Below are 21,031 nucleotides of genomic sequence, written 5' to 3'. Positions count from 1 at the left end.
GTACGCTGACTATCGGCTGCTGACCCCGTGCGGGAGAGTCCACCGGAACAAACGGTGGCGCCGAAGGAGCAAATCCTCCCCGGAATCTCTCAGGCACCCTGTACCGCACGGACGAGGTCACTCTGGAAAGCAGGGCGGGCGTCGGACGGCATCCGCTCTCACCGACGGTGAAAGCCGGGTTCCCGCGTGGGGATCCGGTGAAGCTCTCAGGTTGAGATGACAGAGGGGGAGGCCGTCCGGGTACCCGCGCCGTGGTGCCCCTCGCAGGTCGCGTCAGACCAGGAGGCCTCCATCATGACCGCCAACCGCATTCCGCTCGCACAGCTGGAGCGAGGCACCCCCTTCGAGCAGCGCCACATCGGACCCGACGCCGAGGCGCAGGCCAAGATGCTGGCCCAGGTGGGATACGGCTCGCTCGACGAGCTGACCGCGGCCGCGGTTCCCGACGTCATCAAGAACGCCGAGGCGCTCGCGCTGCCCGAGGCACGCACCGAGCCCGAGGTCCTCGCCGAGCTGCGGACGCTCGCCGACCGGAACACGGTCCTGGCGCCGATGATCGGCCTCGGCTACTACGGCACGTTCACGCCGCCGGTCATCCTGCGCAACGTCATGGAGAACCCGGCCTGGTACACCGCGTACACGCCGTACCAGCCCGAGATCTCCCAGGGCCGGCTCGAAGCCCTGCTGAACTTCCAGACCATGGTCGCCGAACTGACGGGCCTGCCCACCTCCGGCGCCTCGCTGCTCGACGAGAGCACCGCCGCCGCCGAGGCCATGTCGCTCTCCCGCCGTGTCGGCAAGGTCAAGAACGGCGTGTTCCTCGTCGACGCCGACGTCCTGCCGCAGACCCTCGCGGTGATCGAGACCCGCGCGGAACCGACCGGCGTCGAGGTCGTCACCGCCGACCTGCACGACGGCATTCCGGCCGAGATCGCCGAGCGGGGCGTCTTCGGCGTCCTGCTGCAGTACCCGGGCGCCTCGGGAGTCGTCCGCGACCTCAAGCCCGTGATCGACCAGGCGCACGAGCTCGGTGCGATCATCACCGTCGCCGCGGACCTGCTGGCGCTGACCCTGCTCACCTCGCCCGGTGACCTCGGCGCGGACATCGCGGTGGGCACCACGCAGCGCTTCGGCGTTCCGATGGGCTTCGGCGGACCGCACGCCGGCTACATGGCGGTGCGCGAGAAGTTCGCCCGCAGCCTGCCGGGACGACTCGTCGGCGTCTCCGTGGACGCGGACGGCAACCGGGCCTACCGTCTCGCGCTGCAGACCCGTGAGCAGCACATCCGCCGGGAGAAGGCCACCAGCAACATCTGCACCGCGCAGGTGCTGCTCGCCGTCATGGCGGGCATGTACGCCGTCTACCACGGCCCCGAGGGCCTGCGGGCGATCGCCCGGCGCACCCACCGCTATGCGACGCTGCTCGCCGAGGGCCTGCGGGCCGGCGGCGTGGAGGTCGTCCACGGCGCGTACTTCGACACGCTCACCGTCCGTGTGCCGGGCAAGGCGGCCGACGTGCTGCACGCCGCCCGTGAGGGCGGGGTGAACCTGCACCTCGTCGACGCCGACCACGTCTCCCTCGCCTGCGACGAGACCACGAACCGTGCGCAGCTGACCGCCGTGTGGGGCGCCTTCGGCGTCGACGCCGACATCGAGGCGCTGGACGCCGCCTCCGCGGACACCCTGCCCGATTCCCTGCTGCGCACCGACGACTACCTCACGCACCCGGTCTTCCACCAGAACCGTTCCGAGACCGCGATGCTGCGCTACCTGCGCCGCCTCGCCGACCGTGACTACGCGCTGGACCGCGGCATGATCCCGCTCGGCTCCTGCACCATGAAGCTGAACGCGACCACCGAGATGGAGCCGGTGACCTGGCCCGAGTTCGGGCAGATGCACCCCTTCGCGCCCGTCGACCAGGCCGCCGGGTATCTGACGCTCATCCGCGAGCTGGAGGAGCGTCTCGCCGAGGTCACCGGCTACGACAGCGTCTCCATCCAGCCCAACGCCGGTTCGCAGGGTGAACTGGCCGGACTGCTCGCGGTCCGCGCCTACCACCGCGCCAACGGCGACGACCAGCGCACCGTCTGCCTCATCCCGTCGTCCGCCCACGGCACCAACGCCGCCAGCGCCGTCATGGCCGGTATGAAGGTCGTCGTGGTCAAGACCGCCGACGACGGCGAGATCGACGTCGAGGATCTGCGCGCCAAGATCGAGCAGTACCGCGACGAGCTCTCGGTGCTGATGATCACCTACCCGTCCACGCACGGCGTCTTCGAGGAGCATGTCGCCGACATCTGCGCCCAGGTCCACGAGGCCGGCGGCCAGGTCTACGTCGACGGCGCCAACCTCAACGCGCTGGTGGGCCTCGCGAAGCCGGGCAAGTTCGGCGGCGACGTCTCGCACCTGAACCTGCACAAGACCTTCTGCATCCCCCACGGCGGCGGCGGTCCGGGTGTCGGCCCGGTCGGTGTGCGCGAGCACCTCGCCCCGTACCTGCCGAACCACCCGCTTCAGCCCACCGCGGGCCCGGAGACGGGCGTGGGTCCGATCTCCGCCGCCCCGTGGGGCTCCGCGGGCATCCTGCCCATCTCCTGGGCGTACGTCCGGCTCATGGGCGGCGAGGGCCTCAAGCGGGCCACACAGGTCGCCGTTCTCGCGGCCAACTACATCGCCAAGCGTCTGGAGCCGCACTACCCGGTGCTCTACACCGGCCCGGCGGGCCTGGTGGCGCACGAGTGCATCGTGGACCTGCGGCCGCTGTCGAAGGCGACGGGCGTCAGCGTCGACGACATCGCCAAGCGTCTGATCGACTACGGCTTCCACGCGCCGACCATGTCGTTCCCGGTGGCCGGCACGCTGATGATCGAGCCCACCGAGAGCGAGGACCTGGGCGAGATCGACCGCTTCTGCGAGGCGATGATCGCCATTCGCGCGGAGATCGAGAACGTCGCATCGGGCGCATGGCCCGCGGAGGACAACCCGCTGCGCAACGCCCCGCACACCGCGGCCGCGCTGGGTGGGGCGTGGGAGCACTCCTACAGCCGTGAGGAGGCGGTCTTCCCGGCCGGCGTGAGCGCCGCGGACAAGTACTGGCCGCCGGTGCGACGGATCGACGGCGCGTTCGGCGACCGCAACCTCGTCTGCTCCTGCCCGCCGCTGGAGGAGTACGACAACTGACGGGCGACGCGTATGCGTCGGGGCCGGTTCGGAGGATGACTCTCCGGCCGGCCCCTTCTCGTACGGACGGCGCTCAGGCGGCCGTCATGACCTGGCGGTGCGGCGCGATGATCTGCCCGTCGGGCAGCAGCTCACCGGTGTCCTCGAAGAGGAGTACGCCGTTGCACAGCAGGCTCCAGCCCTGCTCCGGGTGGTGCGCCACCAGGCGCGCCGCTTCCCTGTCGGCAGAGTCGGATGTCGGGCAGGCTGGTTGGTGCTGGCACATGGGTGGGTTCTTTCGCTGCGGTGTGTGAGTCCTGCGGCTGGATGAAGTGTTCATGGCCGCCCCCCGTATCTGTCGGTCCGATCCCAGTGTTGCCCTACGGGCGTCAATCCGCAGGGATTTCGCAGCAGCTCTTCTTACTGGTTAATGACGTATCACCCGGGCGGACGGTTCAGCTCAACTGAGCTGTCCTTTCGGGTGGTTCAGGGGGGCCGGTTCGGGCTAGTCCGGTCGGGGCGGCAGTGCGCCCCGCGACCGGACGGTCACGGGGCGCGAGCAGCGGTCTTTCAGGCCGGCGAGCCGAGCAGCGGGGCGGGGGTGAGCCGCAGGGTCATCACCGGAAGCAGATCGGCGACCCGGTGCGGCCGGTGGGCCGCGATGCCGGGAGGGGCCGGGGCGAGAGGGACCAGGACATCGGTCGGGAGAGGCATGCCCGTCGATGCGTCCGCGTCGGTGTCGCCGTGCAGCCACAGGGTGAGCATGTAGAGCTCGGGGATGGACAGAAGGCGCGGCTGGAAGGCGGTGATCATGGACTCGGCCTGCCGCAGCGCACGTTCGGTGGAGGTGAGATAGGGGCCTTCGAAGAAGTGCGAGAAGGTCCAGCCGTCGGCGGTGAGGGTCGTCTCCGCGGCGGCCACACTTCTCTCTCCGCTGCGGATCAGGAAGCGCCAGCCGGTGAGGCGGGTGCGCGGCCGGCCGGCGCTCGGCACGATCCGGTCCAGTACGTGGACGGGGAGCGGCGATTCGGGACTGACAGGTCCCTGGACGGACCTCAGTGCGGGTGTGCGGTCCTCACGGACGGCGGTAGGGGAACCGAGTGCCGCAAGGACGCTGCGGAGGGCAGGCGCGGGAGCCGGGGGGACATGCAGCGGCATGATGGGTCGCCTCTCACTTGGAGACACGGTGAAACGTGGGCAGGTGCGGACGGCACTGTCAGCGTGCGGGGTCAGAGGGGGGCCGGGACAGGCCGCCGGGCGCCAACTCTCTGCCTCGTTTGCGGAGTTTATACGACACGTGTTCTCACATTGTTTCCGCTAGTGCTCGTGCGTATTTCCCGCAAGGCAGGTTCAGGTCTTTCTCCTGCGGAGTTTCAGGGGGTTTTAGCCGACATGTGATGCCGCGTCCTGGGATTTCCTCTACGGGCCGGTAGGCCGAAACCCGTCGGCGTTTTTCACCAGGGGGCCGGGGCTGGAAACTGCGTTCTGCATCATGCCGAGTGAATGTGCCGCCCGGGCGCGCATCCCACAGTAGCGGTCACCGGGCGTTCCCGCCGCGTTATAGATCAGCCAGCCGGGGCATTATCGTCCGTGACGCGAGCGACCAGAGCTGCGTGGAGCCCACTCGAGGAGGGACCCTTCGATGGGGGAGAAGGTCGTGGCAGGCGGCATCGCGCTGTCCGATCGGCAACGCCACCGCCGGAAGTTGCAGCAGTGCCTGGCGGGACTGGCGCGACTGCTGGACGAGAAGAGGTTCGACCGGCCCAAGAATCTCATGGGGCTGGAGATCGAACTGAATCTCGCAGGCGCCGACGGGCTGCCCCGGATGATAAATGCGGAGGTCCTGGAGCGCATCGCGAGCCAGGATTTCCAGACCGAGCTGGGAATGTTCAATCTGGAAGTGAACATTGTGCCGCACCGGCTCGGCGGACAGGTTCTGGATCAGCTGGGGGAGGAGTTGCGCACCGGGCTCGGATATGCGGACCGGAAAGCGAACGAGGTCGGCGCGGGCATCGTGATGATCGGCATCCTGCCGACCCTCGAGCAGGACGACCTGGTGTCGGCGAACCTCTCCGACGTCGACCGCTACACGCTGCTGAACGACCAGATCGTCGCGGCCCGCGGTGAGGACTTCGCGCTGGACATCGACGGCGTCGAGCGGCTCACCTGCACCTCGGGGTCGATAGCCCCCGAGGCCGCCTGCACCTCGGTGCAACTGCACCTCCAGGTGACGCCCAACCGGTTCGCCGACGTGTGGAACGCGGCGCAGGCGGTGGCCGGGGTTCAGGTGGCGGTGGGAGCCAACTCCCCCTTCCTGTTCGGGAGGGAGCTGTGGCGCGAGTCGCGGCCACCGCTGTTCCAGCAGGCCACCGACACCCGGCCGCCCGAACTCCAGGCCCAGGGCGTACGGCCGCGGACCTGGTTCGGCGAACGCTGGGTGGATTCGGCGTACGAGCTCTTCGAGGAGAACCTGCGGTACTTCCCTCCGCTGCTGCCGATATGCAACGACGAGGATCCGCTGCGGGTGATCGAGGACGGTGGCATCCCCGGGCTCCATGAACTCGTGCTGCACAACGGCACCGTGTACCGCTGGAACCGGCCGGTGTACGGCGTCGCCGACGGCGTGCCCCATCTGCGGGTGGAGAACCGGGTCCTGCCGGCGGGACCCACGGTCACCGACGTGATCGCCAACGCCGCGTTCTACTACGGACTCGTGCGCGCGCTCGCCGAGGAGCCGCGGCCGGTGTGGAGCAGGCTGCCGTTCTCGGCCGCCGCGGAGAACTTCGACGCGGGGTGCCGGTACGGCATCGAGGCGGAACTCAAGTGGCCGCGTCCGGGCCGGGCGGGCGGCATCACCACGGTGCCCGTCGCCAAGCTCGTGCGTGACGAACTGCTGCCGCTGGCCGCCGCCGGGCTCGACGCCTGGAACATCGAGCCGGCCGACCGTGACAAGTACCTCGGGGTGATCGAGGAGCGGTGCAAGCGGCGGATGAACGGCGCGTCCTGGCAGTCGGAGACGTATCACCGTGCGCTGGAGGCCGGCCTGGGGAGGGACGCGGCTCTCGCGGCCACCACACGTCGCTACTGCGAGCTGATGCGCGAGGGCGAGCCGGTCCACACCTGGCAGGTCGGCTTCCCGGGGCCGCGGAACTGAGCTCGAACGGCCGACGGCGCCGCCGGCGACCGGCGCGGGTGACCGCGCCGGTCGCCGGCGTGCGTGCAGGTCCTGTTCGGCGAGTGATCCGCCGGTCCGGGATGCCGCCCGGCCACGGCCGGACGGGACCTGCCTCCCCTCCCCGGCCGTGCGTCGGGCAAGCTGTGACGTCTCAACCTGTGGTGTTGCCCGGTGATGTCCGCCGGCGGCACGAGGATGGGGACGGGACGGGCTCGGTCTATGGGAGGCACGTGTGCAGGCGGATGCGGGACGCGTGGCTGAACCTCTCCCCGGGGAGGGCATGCCGCGGAAGATCTTGCGGTCCGAGATGCTCCTGGTGCTCGCGCTCTCGCTGGGCGCGAGTGGAGTGTCGGCGCTCATCAGCTTCGTCGGATCACTGACGAAACCGGGCGGACTGAAGGACCAGGCGGCCACGCTGAACGGGTCGTACGCGCCGGGCCGCCCCTGGCTCGATCTCTCCTGGCAGCTGTTCGGCATCGCCTCCGCCCTGGTACCGGTGCTGCTGGTGGCCCATCTGCTCCTGCGCGAGGGAGCCGGGATGCGTGCGATCGGCTTCGACCGGAGCCGGCCGTGGTCCGACCTTGGACGCGGCACGCTCGTCGCGGCGGGGATCGGCAGCGCCGGACTCGCCTTCTATCTGGCCGCGCGCGCGTCCGGGTTCAACCTCACCGTCGTGCCGGAATCGCTGCCCGACGTGTGGTGGAAGTACCCGGTCCTGATCCTGTCGGCGATCCAGAACTCCGTGGTGGAGGAAGTGATCGTCGTCGGGTATCTGCTCCGCAGGCTCGACCAGTTGGGCTGGACGCCGATGGCCGCGCTGGCGGCGAGCTCGGTGCTGCGCGGCTCGTACCACCTCTACCAGGGCATCGGCGGCTTCGTCGGCAACATGGTGATGGGCGTGGTCTTCGTCCTGCTGTACCGGCGCTGGGGACGGGTCGGGCCGCTCGTGGCCGCCCACGCACTGCTCGACATCGTGGCTTTCGTCGGATACGGGCTGCTCGCCGGGAAGGTGAGCTGGCTGCCCACGATGTGACGCGGGCGGGGGTGACCAAGGGCGTACGGCGCATGCCGTACGCCCCTCGGTGTCCGAGGCGCGCGGTCAGGGAGCGGTGAGCAGTTCGCCCTCGATGACGGTCACGGCGCTGCCGGTCAGCGCGGTGCGCTCGCCCCGCAGCGAGGTGCGGACCAGGCCCGAGCGGGCGGACGCCTGGAGCCCGGTCAGATCCGTACGCCCGAGACGTGCCGACCAGAAGGGTGCGAGGGCCGTGTGGGCGCTGCCCGTCACGGGGTCCTCGTCGATGCCGACCCGCGGGAAGAAGCACCGCGAGACGAAGTCGTAGCCGGAGGCCGGGTCGGCGGCGGCGGCCGTGGCGATGACACCGCGGTCGGAGACGTCGACGAGGGCCCGGTGGTCCGGGCGCAGCCCCCGCACGGTCTTCTCGTCGGCAACCTCGACGAGGAGATCGCCGATGTGCGGACCCGTGTCGTGCACCGAGAGCACCTCCGCTCCCAGCGCCCCGGCCAGCGAGGGCGGGATCTCGACCGCCGTCAGGGGTGAGGTCGGGAAGTCGAGTGTGATCGTGCCGTCGTCCCCGGCGGTGGCCGTGAGGATGCCGCAGCGCGCGGTGAACCGGACTGTGCCCGTACCGGCACCCGTGGTCCGCAGCACGTGGGCGGTGGCCAGCGTGGCGTGGCCGCACATGTCGACCTCCGTGGCCGGGGTGAACCAGCGCAGCGCCCAGTCGGCGTCCCCGCCGGGCGGCAGGGGATGGGCGAAGGCGGTCTCCGAGAGGTGGACCTCGGTGGCCACCTGCTGGAGCCAGGCGTCGGCCGGGAAGCCGTCGGTGTCCAGCAGCAGGACTCCCGCGGGGTTGCCGGCGAAGGGGCGGTCGGTGAAGGCGTCGACGATTCGAATCCGCATGAGCCGACCGTAGGGGCCGCACAAAGCCGCAGGCCAAGGCCAATCGGGGATCGGCGGCCCGATGGTTGTTGTCATGCGAGCTATTCCGATATATCGTTGACGCATCGCGACAGATCAACGATGGAAGGGGCGTAGTCATGCGTTCATCAGGACACGAACACGGTCACCGTCAGGGACACTGCGGACCCGGCCATCAGGGTCGGGGCGACTTCGAAGGGCGCCGGGGAGCGTTCGGTCCGTTCGGACCGCCGTTCGGCGGCGGACCCTTCGGCGGCGGGCGCGGCCGGGGTGGCGGCAGGGGAAGGGCGCGGCGCGGTGACGTGCGTGCCTCGATCCTGGCGCTGCTGAAGGGCCGCCCGATGCACGGTTACGAGATGATCCAGGAGATCGGCGAGCGCAGCGGCGGGGCGTGGAAGCCCAGTCCCGGCTCGGTCTACCCGACGCTCCAACTGCTCGAGGACGAAGGCCTGATCACCAACCAGAGCGAGGGCGGCAAGAAGCTGTTCACGCTCACGGAATCGGGCCGCGCCGAGGCCGAGTCGGGGCCGGACGCCCCGTGGGAAGAGGCCGGGCGCACCGTCGACTGGGACACGGTCAACGAGATCCGGCAGGCCGGCTGGGGGCTGATGGAAGCCTTCGGACAGGTCTGGAAGACCGGCAGCCCCGAGCAGCGGCAGAAGGCCGTCGAGGTCATCAACGAAGCCCGCAAGAAGCTCTATCTGATTCTCGCCGACGAGCACTGAGCCGTGGACGAGTACTGACCCGTGATGGACGGCAGGGCCCCGCGCACCCGCGCGGGGCCCTGTGCCTGTTCATGGGGTGGACGACGGGACATGGGGTGGGTGGCTGGGCGGCGCCGGACGAGGTCGGGCGACCAGGCCGCCCAGCTTGCGCAGTGAGAGGTCAGGCGACCAGGCCGCCCAGCTTGCGCAGTGACTCGTTGAGCGCGGCCGTCGCCGAGTCCTTCAGCTTGCCGGCCATGAGTGAGACCGCCGCGCCCGTGAACTCGCCGTCGATCCGCACCAGCGTCGCGTCGCCCTCCGGTGTGAGCGAGTAGCGGTTGCCGACATTGACGCCCATCGGGCCCTTGCCCCTGATCCCGAGCAGCCTGCCGGCCTCGAACTCGTCCACGGTCCAGGTCACTTCGGCGGGGAAGCCCATCAGCTTCATGTTCTCCTCGTAGGTGGCGCCGACCTCGAGCGTCGTCGGCCCGCCCTTGGGGAAGCTGGTGTGCGTGGCGTTCCACCGGCCGTACCCGGTGAAGTCCGTCAGCTCGGCCCAGACCTTCTCGGCCGGTGCCTCGATGCGTGCCTCGGCGCTGACTTCGGCCATACGACCACCCCTTCGTATCGGGTCACGGTGTCGCGGAACGTAGTCGCAGTGCCGCGAACATTCAATACTGATGAACAGTCAGAAATGCGTGACGGGGTGGCTCCCGCGACGGGCAAGGCGGCGCGCGGCAGTCGGGAAGAACTGTCTCGATCTCATCCGCAAGGAGGAGAAACCGTCCAGGTGTGCCCAACCTCCGTGGGATGCGCAAATGAGTCCCTCCGGGGACGCCTGGGCCCTCAATGGCTGATGAGGTGGGAGATGTGCAGAGCCCTACCCCGTGGCTGCCGCAGCAGCCCGCCGCCACCCGCGCGGAGAACGACGCCCGACTGACCGCGGAACTCGCCTCCGCGCTCGCGAGTGCGCGCCGGCGGGCGCTGCGTGACGGGGACCGGCAGATCGACACCGCGCATCTGCTGCACTCCCTGCTGGAGACCGACGCCGACGTGCGTGCCGCGTTCGGGCCCGGGCCTCAGGTGGCCAGGGTGCTCGGCTATCTCGTGCAGCGCAGCATCGGGTACGGGCTGCGCTGGCAGGGCTCCATGGAGGACTCGGGCGCGGTGCCCGTCGTCCGCGCCCCGGAGGTGGACACCTCCGGATACTCGCCGTCGGCCGTCGCGGCGATACACAGTGCGCTGGAGGGCGCCGAGCGGCGCGGCGAGGCCCGGGCCGGGGGTGTCGATCTCCTGGCCGCTCTCGCCGCCGACGCGGAGTGCCGTGCCGTGGAGGTACTCGCCAGGGCGGGGGTGGACGCGGCGGCACTGGGCGGGCTGATCGAGGCCGGGCCGCCGGTGGGATCGGGGTCGCGTCTCGACATGTGCAACGGGGTCGACGGTCCTGACGAGCGCTGACATGATGTGCCGATGCAGGCGTCTTGGGGAAGGAACGCCGGCCTGGGACTCGCCCTGGGCTCGGCGTTCGCGTTCGGTGGATCGGGTGTCGCGGCCAAGCCGCTGATCGAGGCGGGTCTCGACCCGCTGCACGTGGTGTGGCTACGGGTGGCGGGCTCGGCGTTGATCATGCTGCCGGTGGCCTGGCGCCACCGTGATCTCGTACGCAGGCGACCTGCCCTCCTCCTCGGCTTCGGGCTGCTCGCCGTCGCGGGCGTCCAGGCGTGCTACTTCGCCGCGATCTCCCGGATCCCCGTCGGTGTCGCGCTGCTCATCGAATATCTCGCGCCGGCCCTCGTGCTCGGCTGGGTCCGCTTCGTGCAGCGCCGGCCCGTCACCCGTGCCGCGGCCGTCGGGGTGGTCCTCGCCGTCGCCGGACTGGCGTGTGTCGTCGAGGTCTGGTCGGGACTGACCTTCGACGCGCTCGGTCTGCTGCTGGCGCTCGGCGCCGCGTGCTGCCAGGTCGGCTACTTCGTCCTGTCCGACCACGGTGGCGACGGCGACAACGCCGCCGACCCGCTGGGAGTCATCGCGTACGGACTGCTCGTCGGCACCGCCGTGCTGACCGTGATCGCCCAGCCCTGGTCGATGGACTTCTCGCTGCTCGGCGGCAGCGCCTCGATGGGCGGGACCGCGGTCCCCGCCGGGCTGCTGCTCGCCTGGGTGGTGCTCGTCGCCACCGTCCTGGCGTACGTCACCGGTGTCGTCTCGGTGCGCAAGCTGTCACCGCAGGTGGCGGGCGTGGTGGCCTGCCTGGAGGCGGTCATCGCCACCGTGCTCGCCTGGGTCCTCCTGCGGGAGCATCTGTCGGCGCCGCAGATCGTGGGCGGTGCCGTGGTGCTGATCGGGGCGTTCATCGCCCAGTCCCAGGCGCCGAAGGCCCCGTCCGGGCCGGTGGCCTCGGGGTCCGTCCTCGCCGTCGCGCCGGATGAGGGCGCCAGCGGGGAAGAGCGGTTGTCGGTCGAGAGGGCCGGAACGTAAGGTGGCGATCATGCACTTGACCGTCCTTCCGCCGCCTGCCGCATAACGCGGGCGGCCAGCCGTTGACGAAGACCGGGCTCGGGGTGTCCCCGAGCGGTTCGTCGCTGCCCGCGTGACGGAGCCGAGCGACCACCATCCCGTTCTTCACACGGAGAAGTCACGTGCCGAATCTTTCCTCCACGTCCGCCGTCGGCGTGTCCGCGCAAGCCGCCGTTCCGGTGCAGATCCCGCTGCCCGTGGGGCGCAGCCTCCTCTATCTCGTCTTCGCCGGAGTCGCCTGGGGGACCGCCGGGGCGGCCGCCTCGCTGGTCTTCCGGCTGAGTGACCTCGGTCCTCTCTCGCTCTCCTTCTGGCGCTGCGCCGGGGGACTCGTCCTGCTGCTGGGTGCGCTCGCGCTGCGCGCCCGGCGGGGCTCGGTGGGCCGTGCCGCCCGTGCCGCGCATGCCGCCGCCGAGCCGCGGCGGCGCCGGCTGGTGCGGATCCTCGGTACGGGGATCGGACTCACCGTCTTCCAGAGCGCGTACTTCGCAGCCGTGCAGTCGACCGGCCTGGCCGTCGGCACGGTCGTCACCCTCGGCGCGGGACCTGTCCTCATCGCGGTGGGTGCGCGGCTGACCATGGGCGAGCGCCTCGGCCGGGGCGGTGTCGTCGCCGTCACCGGCGCGCTCGCCGGACTGGCGGTCCTCGTCCTGGGCGGTGGGGGCGGCACGGTGCGGCCGGCCGGCGTCGCGCTCGCCCTGCTGTCGGCGGCGGGCTACGCGGCGATCACGCTCCTGACCCGATGGCTGGGCCGGGACGGCAGCGGCGACTCGATGGCCACGACGGCATGGGCGTTCGGCATCGGAGCGGTGGGACTGCTGCCGATGGCCCTCGCCGAGGGCCTGCTGCCGCACACCGACGAACTGGGGCACGTCGTGTGGCTGCTGGCGTACGTTGCCGCCGTACCGACCGCGCTCGCGTACGCGCTCTACTTCGCGGGAGCCGCGGTCGTACGGGCGGCCACCGTGTCGGTGATCATGCTGCTGGAGCCGGTGAGCGCGGCGCTGATCGCGGTGACGCTGCTCGGCGAACATCTCACGGCGGCGACCGTGGTGGGCACGCTGCTCCTGCTCGCGGCGGTGGCGGGACTGGCCGTCGCCGAGACACGGCCGGCGAGGCCGACGGGCTGACGTCGCGGGTGGCCGGGCCGGGGGTCGCGTACGGCCCGGCCCCCTGCCCGCGTCCGGCACGGCGCCGCGCCTGCCCGCGTCCGGTACTGCGCCGCGCCTGCCCGGGCCCGGATGCGCGCCTCAGCGCGAGGCGATGTACTCCGGGAGCGCGATCGACGCGTCCAGGTCCTCCGCGGGGATCGCGGGCCCGTACGACGTGCGCAGCGGGAGGACTCCCGTCCAGTGCGGGAGATCCGCGTCCTCCGGCTCGTCGTTCGGGCCGCCGGTGCGCACCTTCGCGGAGACCTCCGTCAGGTCCAGTCGCAGGACCGCCGTCGCCGCCAGCTCCTTCGGGCTGGCGGGCCGGGAGTCCTCGGCGCGGCCCGGCACGACCTGGTCGACCAGGGCGTCGAGGGCGGCACGCTTCTCGGCCGGGTCGGTCACCGGATGGGCCGTCGCGTGGATCACGACCGAGCGGTAGTTGATCGAGTGGTGGAACGCGGAGCGGGCGAGGACCAGCCCGTCGACATGGGTGACCGTCAGACAGACCGGCAGGCCGGGGTCGGGTGCTCCCGCCATGCGCAGCGGGCGCGACCCCGTCGAGCCGTGGACGTACACATGGTCTTCGACGCGGGCGAAGAGTGTCGGCAGCACGACGGGCGCGCCGTCCCGGACGAAGCCGAGATGGCAGAGGTAGGCCTCGTCGAGTATGGAGTGAACCAGCTCGCGGTCGTACGAGGCGCGTTCCCGCGCACGGGTGGGGACGGTGCGTTCCGTCGCTTCGTAGACGTCCGGCATTGCGATCTCCATTGCACTAGTGCATAATGTCGTTTGTGCTAGGAGAGTATCGGATCGAAGGTCGGCGCGCATCGGAGATTGCCGCCAGTGTCGAGCGCGCGGTCGGTGCGGGAGGGCTGGAGCCGGGGCAACTGCTGCCTCCCATGAGGGAGTTGGCGGCCCGTCTTGAGGTGAACCCGAATACCGTCGCCGCCGCCTACCGGACCCTGCGCGAGCGCGGGGTCATCGAGACGGCGGGCCGCCGGGGGAGCCGGGTGCGTCCCCGCCCGGCGAGCACCTCGCGCGGATCCATCCGGGTCGACGCGCCTCCCGGCGTGCGCGATGTCAGCAAGGGGAACCCGGACCCCTCCCTGCTGCCGCCCCTGCGTGAGGCTCTCGCCGCGGCCGCCGCCCGCAACGAACGCGAGCCGGGGCTCTACGGACTGGAGCCCGTGGACGCCGAGTTCGGGCGGCTCGTCCGTGCCGGACTGGACGCCGACGGGGTGCCGGACGGCCCGGTCGCCGTCACCTCCGGGGCGCTCGACGCCATCGAGCGGGTGCTCGCCGCCCATCTGCGACCCGGTGACGCCGTCGCCGTCGAGGACCCCGGCTGGGGAAGCCTGCTGGACCTGGTGACGGCGCTGGGGCTGAAGCCCGTACCCGTGGCCCTCGATGACGACGGTCCGCTCACCGCCGAGGTGGAGCGGGCACTGGAGGCCGGGGCGAGGGCGCTCGTCGTCACCGACCGCGCCCAGAACCCGACGGGCGCCGCGCTCGGCGCGGCCCGCGCCGCCGAACTGCGGGCCGTCCTGGCCCGGTTTCCCCGGACCCTGCTCATCGAGGACGACCACGGCCACGCCATCGTCGATCTGCCGCTGCATCCCCTCGCCGGTGTCACGGACCACTGGGCGTTCGTGCGCTCCGTGGCCAAGGCGTACGGCCCGGATCTGCGGGTCGCGACACTGACCGGCGACAGCGTCACCGTCGACCGCGTCTCGGGACGGCTGGGCCTGGGGCCCGGCTGGGTGAGCAGGCTCCTTCAGCGCGCGGTGGTCCATCTGTGGACCTCGGACGCGGTCGACGTACCGGCGGTGGCGCGGTCCTACGGGAAGCGGCGCGACGCCCTCGTACGGGCGCTGGCGCGGCACGGTGTCGAGGCCTACGGCCGCAGCGGCATGAACGTCTGGGTGCCGGTCGGCGACGAGACGGGCGCGGTGGCGCGACTGCTGCACGCGGGGTGGGCGGTCGCGCCGGGCGCGCGGTTCCGGATGTCGTCGCCGCCCGCGGTACGGATCACCGTCTCGGACCTCGATCCGGACGAGATCGAGGCGGTGGCCGAGGTACTGGCGGCGACGGTCGGACCGGCTCCCGCGCGCAGCTACGGCTGAGGTGCGGGCGCCCTGGCGGCGGAGGGGGCGTCGGGCGGGCGCACGGACGCGTCCCCGGCCGGTGTCGCGACCGGTGTCGCGACCGGTGTCGCGACCGGTGTGGTGGCAGCCGTGACTGGTGCGCCGGCAAACCCCGGTTCGGCCGCGGCCCCCTCCGTCGTCGGTCCGGGGGCGATCGCCGCCGTCCTCGGCCTCGCCCGGCTCTGCGTGAGTGCCGCGCCGGCCAGCACGATCAGGGCGCCCACCGGAGTGTTCCAGCTCAGCTGCTCGCCGAGTACGAGGACGCCCGCCGCGGTGGCGATCACCGGAATGAAGTAGGTGACCATCTGGGCCGTCGTCGGACCGACCTCATGGACCAGGCCGTACTGCACCAGCAGGGCGAACCCGGTGCCGAGTGCGCCGAGCGCGACCACGGCCAGCAGCGGGACGACCGGGAACGACGTCGGCATCGCGGTGAACAGCGGTGTGACCACGGCGAGTTGGACCGTCGCCAGAAGCAACTGCGCGCCCATCAGGGAGAGGTTGGAGTGGCTGCTGCCCGCCAGGGTGCGGCGCACATAGATCCAGCCGACCGGGTAGCTCAGCGATGCGAGCAGCGCCATCGCCGTACCGCCGACGTCGAGGCCCGAGAAGCCCTGCCACGCCCCGAGCACGGTCAGGACACCGAGGAAGCCGATGCCGAGCCCGGCCACCCTGCGCCGGGTCGGACGGTCCTCGGAGAGGGCGACCACGGACAGGACCATCCCCCACAGCGGCGAGGTGGCGTTGCAGATGCCTGCCAGGGTCGAGGGGATCGTGAGCTCGGAGTAGGCGAAGAGGGAGAAGGGCAGGGCGTTGAGCAGGAAGGCGGCCACCGTCAGATGGCCCCAGGTCCGCAGCGAACGAGGCATCCGCTCCCGGCGCACCGACATCGCCACGGCAAGGACCGCGGTGCCGAAGAAGAGCCTGCCCAGGGTCACCTGGAACGGTGCGTACGCCTCCGTGCCGACCTTGATCAGCAGAAAGCTGAAACCCCAGACGGCGGAGAGTGCGGCGAAGCGGATACGCCAGTCGAGCCGGGGGCGGCCGGGGGCGGCCGGGGCGCGGCGGGGGGCCGAGGAGGTCCGGGAGGGAGTGGCGGCGGTCATGACAGCCAGCTTCGTCCCCACAACCTCTTAGAACAAGCGAGAATTTGTTGTGGCATTCGCTTAGCATTGCTTACATGTTGAATCTGGAGCGCCTGCGGACCCTGGACGCGCTGGCCCGCCACGGCTCGGTCAGCGGCGCGGCCGACGGACTGCACGTCACAACCTCCGCGGTCTCCCAGCAGATGGCCAAGCTGGAGCGGGAGGTGGGCCAGCAGCTGCTGGCGAAGAACGGGCGGGGCGTCCGGCTCACCGACGCCGGCCAACTGCTCGCCGACCATGCCGCGCGCATCCTCTCCCAGGTCGCGCTCGCCCAGTCCGACATCGAGGCGCGGCGCGGGCAGGTGGTCGGCGAGGTCCGGATCGGCGCCTTCCCGACGGCGGCCCGCGGACTGTTCCCCGCGGCGATCTTCACACTGCGCCGGCAGCATCCCGAACTGGGCGTCCAGTCACGCGAGATGGAGCCGGATCAGGCCATTCGGCATGTCATCAGGGGAGATCTCGACCTCGCGGTGGTTCTCGACTGGAGCAACAAGCGACTGCCCGTGCCCGGCGGTCTCGCCCAGGCCCATCTTCTCGACGACGCGCCCGACGTGGCGATGCCCGCTGACCACGCGCTCGCCGGCCGCAGCGAGGTCGACCTCGCGGAGTTCGCCGAGGACGAGTGGGTCTCCTGGCCGGCGGGCGAGTTCTGCCACGAGTGGCTGGTCTTCACCCTGCGCTCGCACGGCATCGAACCGCGGATCTCACATCGTGCGGGGGAGCACCACACCCAGCTCGCGCTGATCGCCGCGGGGCTCGGCGTGTGCGTCACGCCCCGGCTCGGCCGGGGCCCGGTGCCGGACGGTGTCGCGCTCGTTCCCGTACGGCAGCAGATGCAGCGCCATGTGTACGCGGTCTGGCGCACGGACGCGGACCGCCGTCCCTCGATCAGGGCGGCGGTGACGGCCTTGCGGGCCGCGGCCGGGTCGGAGCGCTGACACCGCCCCCGAAACCGGCCCCTCGTCACTGCCTCCTCGCCGAAGCCTCGGCACGCCGTAGCGTCAGAGAGCGGACATCTTCCTGAAGTCCCAGGACGCGACGGCGTCGGGCGTGAGCCGTAGCCAGGCGTGCCTGCCGTCGTGGGGCATCTCGTCGAGCCCGAAGTTCTTCCGCGCGAACAGAGCTTCGGGAACGTCCAGTTCGGGGCAGGGCTCGCCCGTCCGCGGGGCCTCGCCGACGAACACCGCGCTGCCGGAGAGTTCCACGCCTCGCAGTTCGCCGTAGTCCTCGCCCTCGTCGACCACGACGGCGAGCCGGGGATCGCGGCGCAGATCGGCCCAACGCCGGCTGCGGGTCAGGGAGTACAGCCACAGCGATGTGCCGTCCCAGGCGAACCACAGCGCGCTGACGTGCGGGCGGCCGTCGGCCGAGACGGTGGCCACGCGACAGGTGCGCTGCTCCGTCAAGAACGCGTCCAGTTCACCGGGGCTCATCATGATCCGGCGGCCCCGGCGCTGTTCGACGGCCATGGCGGCCCCCTCCTGTAGCTGACGGCGTGTCAGAAATCATGAGGGCTCTTCCCTCTGTGCGCAATGGAGGCTACTGTCACGCGCCCGGTCCGGCCCATGACACCCGGTCGGTCGGACCGCGACACCCGAGGGGGAGCCGTGCCGAGTGCCGACCAGCTCGCGGAACAGCTCGATCCGGTGACCACGGCGCTGCTCACCGTCGAATGCCAGCAGGGGGTGGTCGGCGACCACAGCGCCCTGCCCGAACTCGCCGCGCAGGCACGGTCGTCGGGCGTACTCCACCAGGTCGCCCGGCTCGTCGCCGGAGCGCACGAGGCGGGCGTCCAGGTGCTGCACGCGGTGGCGGAGCGCCGTCCCGACGGCCGCGGCGCCAACCACAACGCCCGCCTCTTCCGGGCGGCCGGGCGGCTGCCCGTCCAGCAGCACTCAGGCACATCGGCGGTGCGCATCGCCCCGCCGATCGAGGTCGCGGACGAGGACCTCGTCGTACGCCGGCTGCACGGTCTGTCGCCCATCGCCGGTACGGACGTGGACGCGCTGCTGCGCAATCTCGGCTGCCGCACCGTCATCGTCGTCGGCGTCTCGGCGAACATCGCCGTGCCCAACGCCGTGTTCGACGCGGTGAATCTGGGCTACACGGCCGTCGTGGCCCGGGACGCCGTCGCGGGGGTGCCCGCCGACTACACCCCCGCGATGATCCGCCACACGCTCGCGCTCGTCGCCACGATCGCCACCACCGACGAGGTGCTGGCCTGCTGGAAACGCCCTCGCCGCACCGGGCGGGAGCGGACGGCGTCGGAGGCGGGCTGAGGCCGGGCCGCGCCCGCCCGGATCGTGCCCGCCGGGTCGTATCCGCCGGATCGTGCCCGCCAGGCCGTGTTGCTCAGGCGAGCTTGATCGAGTTTCCGTCGACCGTGATGTCGGCCGGCGGCAGCGGCGTGGTCGCCGGCCCCGCCTTGACGCTGCCGTCGGTCGCGTCGAACTTGCTCTGGTGGCACGGACAGGTGATCACGCCATCGGCGACATCCTTCACCGCACAGCCCTGATGGGTGCACTTGGAGGAGAATGCCTTGAACTCGCCCGCCCTCGGCTGAGTGATCACCACATCTCCGACGACCTTGCCACCGCCCTCGGGGATGTCGGCGGTCGTCGCGATCACCTTGCCGCCGGTGCCGCCCGTGCTCCCGGTCCCTCCGTCGCCGGGCTGCTCGGACACGGAGCCCCCGCCGTCGTCCGAGCCTCCGCACGCGGTCAGCGCGACGGCGAGACCGGCTCCGCCCGCGGCGGCGACGACAGTCCGACGTGCGATGGTGCGGGACGGCCCCTGTGATCCGGTCATGACTGCTCCTTCTGTCTGTACGGTCCCTGTCGGCCGGACATCAGCCGGTTCCTCGTGATGGTGTACGGGCCCCTCTTCGGCAGCGTTCAGATTCTCAAAGTTTCAAGGACTTTCTCAGGAAGTCGGCCTCCCACAGCAGAAGGCTGCTCGCCTGGTCCTGTTGCGTGACCATGTGGGTCGCCCCCGACAACGGGAGCACACTGTGGGGCCTTCCGGCCGCGAGCAGGGCCGATGAGAAGCGCAGCATATGGGCGAGAACCACGTTGTCGTCCGCCACCCCGTGCACCAGAAGCAGCGGCCTTCTGAGCTGATGGGCGAACGGGACGAGTGAACTGCGCTCGTACGTCTCGGGGGTGACATCGGGGTGCCCGAGGAAGCGCTCCTCCCAGTGCGTGTCGTAGAGCCGCCGGTCCGTCGGGGCGGCGCCGGCGACGGCGGCGTGGAACACCTCGGGGTGGTGCAGCACCGCTCCCGCCGCCAGATATCCGCCGTAGGACCAGCCACGGATCGCGACCGCGTCCAGATCGAGGAAGGGATGCCGCTCCGCCGCCGCGTGCAGGGCGTCGATCTGGTCGTCGAGCGCGGGCGTCAACCGGTCTCCCCGGACCGCCTTCTCCCACTCCCTGCCCCGGCCGGGCGTGCCCCGGCCGTCCGTCACGAGCACCGCAAAGCCCTGCTCGGCGAACCATTGCGACACGGCCGTCCACCACCCTCCGGCCCGGACGACGATCTGCATGCCGGGACCCGCGTACGGGTTGAGCAGCACCGGCAGTCGCGCCGAGCCCGGCTCGTACCAGGAGGGGAGGTAGAGCCGGCTGCGCAGTTCACGCCTGCCGAGCGAGAGGAACACCGGCCGGGGGGTGACGAGCGGTTGCTCGGCCAGTACGGCGATCCGCCCGGCCGGACGGCCCGCTTCGACGACGGTCACCGTGCGGCCCTCGTCCGTGACGCTGTCCAGGACCACGGTGTCCCCGCCGACGCAGGCCGTGTGCACACCGGCGCCTTCGCTGAGGCGAACGAAACCGGACGCCGGGTCGTAGCGCCAGACATGGACCTCGGTGGGGTCCTCGTTCGCGGTGAACCACACCCGCTCGCCCACCGTGCCGACCACCGCGCGGACGTGCAGTCCGGCCGGGGAGGCATCGTCGCCGACGCGCAGCCCCCGCGTCCCGTCCGGGTGGACGAAGGTGCGGATGGGAGTGCCCGGCGAGGTGCGGCCGGGGGCGCCCGGTACCAGGTCGACCCACGCCGGATCGCGACGTGTGTGCAGGACCTCGGTCGCGCCCGACTCCGGATCGACGGCCAGCAGCTGGGCGGTGCGCTGGTCGCGTGTCTGGACCTCCACCAGCGGGCCGAGCGCGTCCCACGAGACCGCGGTGACGTAGTCGAAGGCGGGGTCGGTCCAGGTCCCCGGCTCGTGGGTCTCCGTGTCCGCGGCGGCCGGCAGCCGTACGGCCGTGGTCCGGTCGGTGCCGTCGAGGCGCACGATGTGCAGGGTCACCTCGGCGTTCGCCGTCCCCGCCGCCGGGTAGCGGACCGATCGCGGCTCCTTGGCGGGCTCGGACGGGTCGCCGATGTACCAGCGCTGGACGCGGGAGTTGTCCACCCGGGCCACCAGCAGGGCGTCCGAGCCGGGTGACCACCAGTAGCCCCGGGACCGTCCGATCGACTCGGCCGCCACATGGTCCGCGAGGCCCCAGGTCACCTCCGGCTCCTCCGGGCCGGCGAGCAGCCGGTCCTCCGATCCGTCGGTCCGCACGGCACGCAGTGCACCCCCGGTGACGTACGCGACGGCCGTGCCGTCCGGCGAGGGACGCGGATCGACCACCGGGCCGGCCGTTGCGATCCGGCGGGGTGGGCCTCCGTCGGTCCGCACCGTCCACAACTCACCGCCCAGCGCGAAGGCGACGAGCACCCCGTCGGCGTCGGTCGCGTAGGACACCACTCCCGAGGACGTCACCCGGGCGCGTTCCCTGCGGACCTTCTCGGCCGCGGGTTCCTCCTCCCGCCCGCCGAGCGCTGCCGGATCGGCGACTACGCGCTCCCTGCCCGCCTCGTGGATCCACAGCCGGCTCACCGGGTCGTCGCCGGCCGTGCCGCGGACGAAGAGCACACGCAGGCCGTCGGGCGAGACGGTGAAGAGCCGGGGGACACCGAGGGAGAAGCGGCGGGTACGGGCGAACTGGCGGGGGAAGCCGGGGGCTTCGACGTGATCACTCATGGGGCATCGTGCTCAGGTTCCGGAGGAGCGGAGCAAGCGAATAAGCTCGCGATCTTGCCCCTGGCCCC

Annotated in this window: 19 protein-coding genes and 1 riboswitch; of the genes, 10 read left to right on the top strand and 9 right to left on the bottom strand. The window is 71.4% G+C overall.

Annotated elements, in window-relative coordinates; all coding sequences use genetic code 11:
- Positions 1 to 20 precede the first annotated feature (20 nt).
- Positions 21 to 116, top strand: a riboswitch (glycine riboswitch).
- A 178-nt stretch (positions 117 to 294) separates the two neighbouring features.
- Positions 295 to 3,180 (top strand): aminomethyl-transferring glycine dehydrogenase, encoded by a 2,886-nt coding sequence (gene gcvP / locus OHA05_RS05185; protein ID WP_328859939.1) that lies wholly within the window; start codon positions 295 to 297, stop codon positions 3,178 to 3,180.
- Positions 3,181 to 3,253: 73 nt separating this feature from the next.
- Here gcvP and OHA05_RS05180 read toward each other — a convergent pair whose 3' ends face one another.
- Both OHA05_RS05180 and OHA05_RS05175 read right to left on the bottom strand, forming a co-directional pair.
- A complete protein-coding gene (locus OHA05_RS05180; protein WP_313947578.1) occupies positions 3,254 to 3,445 on the bottom strand; it encodes a DUF5999 family protein in 192 nt (63 codons plus the stop codon).
- A 284-nt stretch (positions 3,446 to 3,729) separates the two neighbouring features.
- A complete protein-coding gene (locus tag OHA05_RS05175) occupies positions 3,730 to 4,317 on the bottom strand; it encodes a hypothetical protein (RefSeq protein WP_328859938.1) in 588 nt (195 codons plus the stop codon).
- Positions 4,318 to 4,801: 484 nt separating this feature from the next.
- Here OHA05_RS05175 and OHA05_RS05170 point away from each other — a divergent pair, with 484 nt between their 5' ends.
- Entirely contained in the window at positions 4,802 to 6,313 is a 1,512-nt protein-coding gene (locus OHA05_RS05170; protein WP_313947580.1) for a glutamate-cysteine ligase family protein, read from the top strand.
- Positions 6,314 to 6,614: 301 nt separating this feature from the next.
- Positions 6,615 to 7,367, top strand: a complete 753-nt coding sequence (locus OHA05_RS05165) for a CPBP family intramembrane glutamic endopeptidase (RefSeq protein WP_313947581.1) — start codon at positions 6,615 to 6,617, stop codon at positions 7,365 to 7,367.
- Positions 7,368 to 7,433: 66 nt separating this feature from the next.
- On the opposite strand, the gene OHA05_RS05160 is transcribed toward OHA05_RS05165, so the two are convergent.
- The gene (locus tag OHA05_RS05160; protein ID WP_328859937.1) at positions 7,434 to 8,255 is read right to left on the bottom strand and encodes a PhzF family phenazine biosynthesis protein; all 822 of its coding nucleotides are present in this window, start codon (positions 8,253 to 8,255) and stop codon (positions 7,434 to 7,436) included.
- Positions 8,256 to 8,392: 137 nt separating this feature from the next.
- On the opposite strand from OHA05_RS05160, the gene OHA05_RS05155 reads away from it, so the two are divergent.
- Entirely contained in the window at positions 8,393 to 8,998 is a 606-nt protein-coding gene (locus tag OHA05_RS05155) for a PadR family transcriptional regulator (RefSeq protein WP_328859936.1), read from the top strand.
- A gap of 160 nt (positions 8,999 to 9,158) precedes the next feature.
- On the opposite strand, the gene OHA05_RS05150 is transcribed toward OHA05_RS05155, so the two are convergent.
- Positions 9,159 to 9,587: a type II toxin-antitoxin system Rv0910 family toxin gene (locus OHA05_RS05150; protein ID WP_313947584.1), complete on the bottom strand. Its 429-nt coding sequence runs from the start codon at positions 9,585 to 9,587 to the stop codon at positions 9,159 to 9,161.
- 260 nt (positions 9,588 to 9,847) lie between these two features.
- On the opposite strand from OHA05_RS05150, the gene OHA05_RS05145 reads away from it, so the two are divergent.
- From OHA05_RS05145 to OHA05_RS05135, 3 genes are all read left to right on the top strand, one after another.
- Complete coding sequence (locus OHA05_RS05145) at positions 9,848 to 10,435, top strand: Clp protease N-terminal domain-containing protein (RefSeq protein ID WP_328859935.1); 588 nt, start codon at positions 9,848 to 9,850, stop codon at positions 10,433 to 10,435.
- 12 nt (positions 10,436 to 10,447) lie between these two features.
- Positions 10,448 to 11,455 (top strand): EamA family transporter, encoded by a 1,008-nt coding sequence (locus OHA05_RS05140; RefSeq protein ID WP_328859934.1) that lies wholly within the window; start codon positions 10,448 to 10,450, stop codon positions 11,453 to 11,455.
- Between the two features lie 194 nt (positions 11,456 to 11,649).
- Positions 11,650 to 12,624, top strand: coding sequence for a DMT family transporter (locus tag OHA05_RS05135; protein ID WP_443043828.1), 975 nt, complete (start codon positions 11,650 to 11,652; stop codon positions 12,622 to 12,624).
- A gap of 120 nt (positions 12,625 to 12,744) precedes the next feature.
- Here OHA05_RS05135 and OHA05_RS05130 read toward each other — a convergent pair whose 3' ends face one another.
- Positions 12,745 to 13,413, bottom strand: a complete 669-nt coding sequence (locus OHA05_RS05130; protein WP_328859933.1) for a pyridoxamine 5'-phosphate oxidase family protein — start codon at positions 13,411 to 13,413, stop codon at positions 12,745 to 12,747.
- A gap of 23 nt (positions 13,414 to 13,436) precedes the next feature.
- Here OHA05_RS05130 and OHA05_RS05125 point away from each other — a divergent pair, with 23 nt between their 5' ends.
- Positions 13,437 to 14,768, top strand: a complete 1,332-nt coding sequence (locus tag OHA05_RS05125; RefSeq protein ID WP_313947588.1) for an aminotransferase class I/II-fold pyridoxal phosphate-dependent enzyme — start codon at positions 13,437 to 13,439, stop codon at positions 14,766 to 14,768.
- On the opposite strand, the gene OHA05_RS05120 is transcribed toward OHA05_RS05125, so the two are convergent.
- A complete protein-coding gene (locus tag OHA05_RS05120; protein WP_328859932.1) occupies positions 14,759 to 15,895 on the bottom strand; it encodes a DMT family transporter in 1,137 nt (378 codons plus the stop codon). The genes OHA05_RS05125 and OHA05_RS05120 overlap by 10 nt on opposite strands.
- A gap of 74 nt (positions 15,896 to 15,969) precedes the next feature.
- Between OHA05_RS05120 and OHA05_RS05115 the strand changes: the two genes are divergently transcribed.
- On the top strand, positions 15,970 to 16,872 hold the full coding sequence (locus OHA05_RS05115; protein ID WP_328859931.1) for a LysR family transcriptional regulator: 903 nt from the start codon (positions 15,970 to 15,972) through the stop codon (positions 16,870 to 16,872).
- A gap of 63 nt (positions 16,873 to 16,935) precedes the next feature.
- Here the strand turns inward: OHA05_RS05115 and OHA05_RS05110 are convergent, their stop codons facing one another.
- Positions 16,936 to 17,403 (bottom strand): pyridoxamine 5'-phosphate oxidase family protein, encoded by a 468-nt coding sequence (locus OHA05_RS05110; RefSeq protein WP_328859930.1) that lies wholly within the window; start codon positions 17,401 to 17,403, stop codon positions 16,936 to 16,938.
- A gap of 138 nt (positions 17,404 to 17,541) precedes the next feature.
- On the opposite strand from OHA05_RS05110, the gene OHA05_RS05105 reads away from it, so the two are divergent.
- Positions 17,542 to 18,213, top strand: a complete 672-nt coding sequence (locus OHA05_RS05105; protein ID WP_313947592.1) for a cysteine hydrolase — start codon at positions 17,542 to 17,544, stop codon at positions 18,211 to 18,213.
- A gap of 73 nt (positions 18,214 to 18,286) precedes the next feature.
- Here the strand turns inward: OHA05_RS05105 and OHA05_RS05100 are convergent, their stop codons facing one another.
- Positions 18,287 to 18,742 carry a Rieske (2Fe-2S) protein gene (locus OHA05_RS05100; RefSeq protein ID WP_313947593.1) on the bottom strand — a complete coding sequence of 152 codons (456 nt, stop codon included), beginning with the start codon at positions 18,740 to 18,742 and terminating at the stop codon, positions 18,287 to 18,289.
- 94 nt (positions 18,743 to 18,836) lie between these two features.
- The gene (locus OHA05_RS05095) at positions 18,837 to 20,963 is read right to left on the bottom strand and encodes a S9 family peptidase (RefSeq protein ID WP_328859929.1); all 2,127 of its coding nucleotides are present in this window, start codon (positions 20,961 to 20,963) and stop codon (positions 18,837 to 18,839) included.
- Positions 20,964 to 21,031 lie beyond the last annotated feature (68 nt).

Origin of the sequence: Streptomyces sp. NBC_00306, assembly GCF_036169555.1 — a bacterium.
GTDB classification, from domain to species: domain Bacteria; phylum Actinomycetota; class Actinomycetes; order Streptomycetales; family Streptomycetaceae; genus Streptomyces; species Streptomyces achmelvichensis.
The sequence above is the reverse complement of the archived record's forward strand: the minus strand, read 5'-3'. Positions and strand labels throughout refer to the sequence as shown.

Excerpts from the sequence above, each read along its gene's own strand:
- gcvP (WP_328859939.1), top strand. The coding sequence starts at position 295 with ATGACCGCCAACCGCATTCCGCTCGCACAGCTGGAGCGAGGCACCCCC.
- OHA05_RS05180 (WP_313947578.1), bottom strand. The coding sequence starts at position 3,445 with ATGTGCCAGCACCAACCAGCCTGCCCGACATCCGACTCTGCCGACAGG.
- OHA05_RS05175 (WP_328859938.1), bottom strand. The coding sequence starts at position 4,317 with ATGCCGCTGCATGTCCCCCCGGCTCCCGCGCCTGCCCTCCGCAGCGTC.
- OHA05_RS05170 (WP_313947580.1), top strand. The coding sequence starts at position 4,802 with ATGGGGGAGAAGGTCGTGGCAGGCGGCATCGCGCTGTCCGATCGGCAA.
- OHA05_RS05165 (WP_313947581.1), top strand. The coding sequence starts at position 6,615 with ATGCCGCGGAAGATCTTGCGGTCCGAGATGCTCCTGGTGCTCGCGCTC.
- OHA05_RS05160 (WP_328859937.1), bottom strand. The coding sequence starts at position 8,255 with ATGCGGATTCGAATCGTCGACGCCTTCACCGACCGCCCCTTCGCCGGC.
- OHA05_RS05155 (WP_328859936.1), top strand. The coding sequence starts at position 8,393 with ATGCGTTCATCAGGACACGAACACGGTCACCGTCAGGGACACTGCGGA.
- OHA05_RS05150 (WP_313947584.1), bottom strand. The coding sequence starts at position 9,587 with ATGGCCGAAGTCAGCGCCGAGGCACGCATCGAGGCACCGGCCGAGAAG.
- OHA05_RS05140 (WP_328859934.1), top strand. The coding sequence starts at position 10,448 with ATGCAGGCGTCTTGGGGAAGGAACGCCGGCCTGGGACTCGCCCTGGGC.
- OHA05_RS05130 (WP_328859933.1), bottom strand. The coding sequence starts at position 13,413 with ATGGAGATCGCAATGCCGGACGTCTACGAAGCGACGGAACGCACCGTC.
- OHA05_RS05120 (WP_328859932.1), bottom strand. The coding sequence starts at position 15,895 with ATGACCGCCGCCACTCCCTCCCGGACCTCCTCGGCCCCCCGCCGCGCC.
- OHA05_RS05115 (WP_328859931.1), top strand. The coding sequence starts at position 15,970 with ATGTTGAATCTGGAGCGCCTGCGGACCCTGGACGCGCTGGCCCGCCAC.
- OHA05_RS05110 (WP_328859930.1), bottom strand. The coding sequence starts at position 17,403 with ATGGCCGTCGAACAGCGCCGGGGCCGCCGGATCATGATGAGCCCCGGT.
- OHA05_RS05100 (WP_313947593.1), bottom strand. The coding sequence starts at position 18,742 with ATGACCGGATCACAGGGGCCGTCCCGCACCATCGCACGTCGGACTGTC.
- OHA05_RS05095 (WP_328859929.1), bottom strand. The coding sequence starts at position 20,963 with ATGAGTGATCACGTCGAAGCCCCCGGCTTCCCCCGCCAGTTCGCCCGT.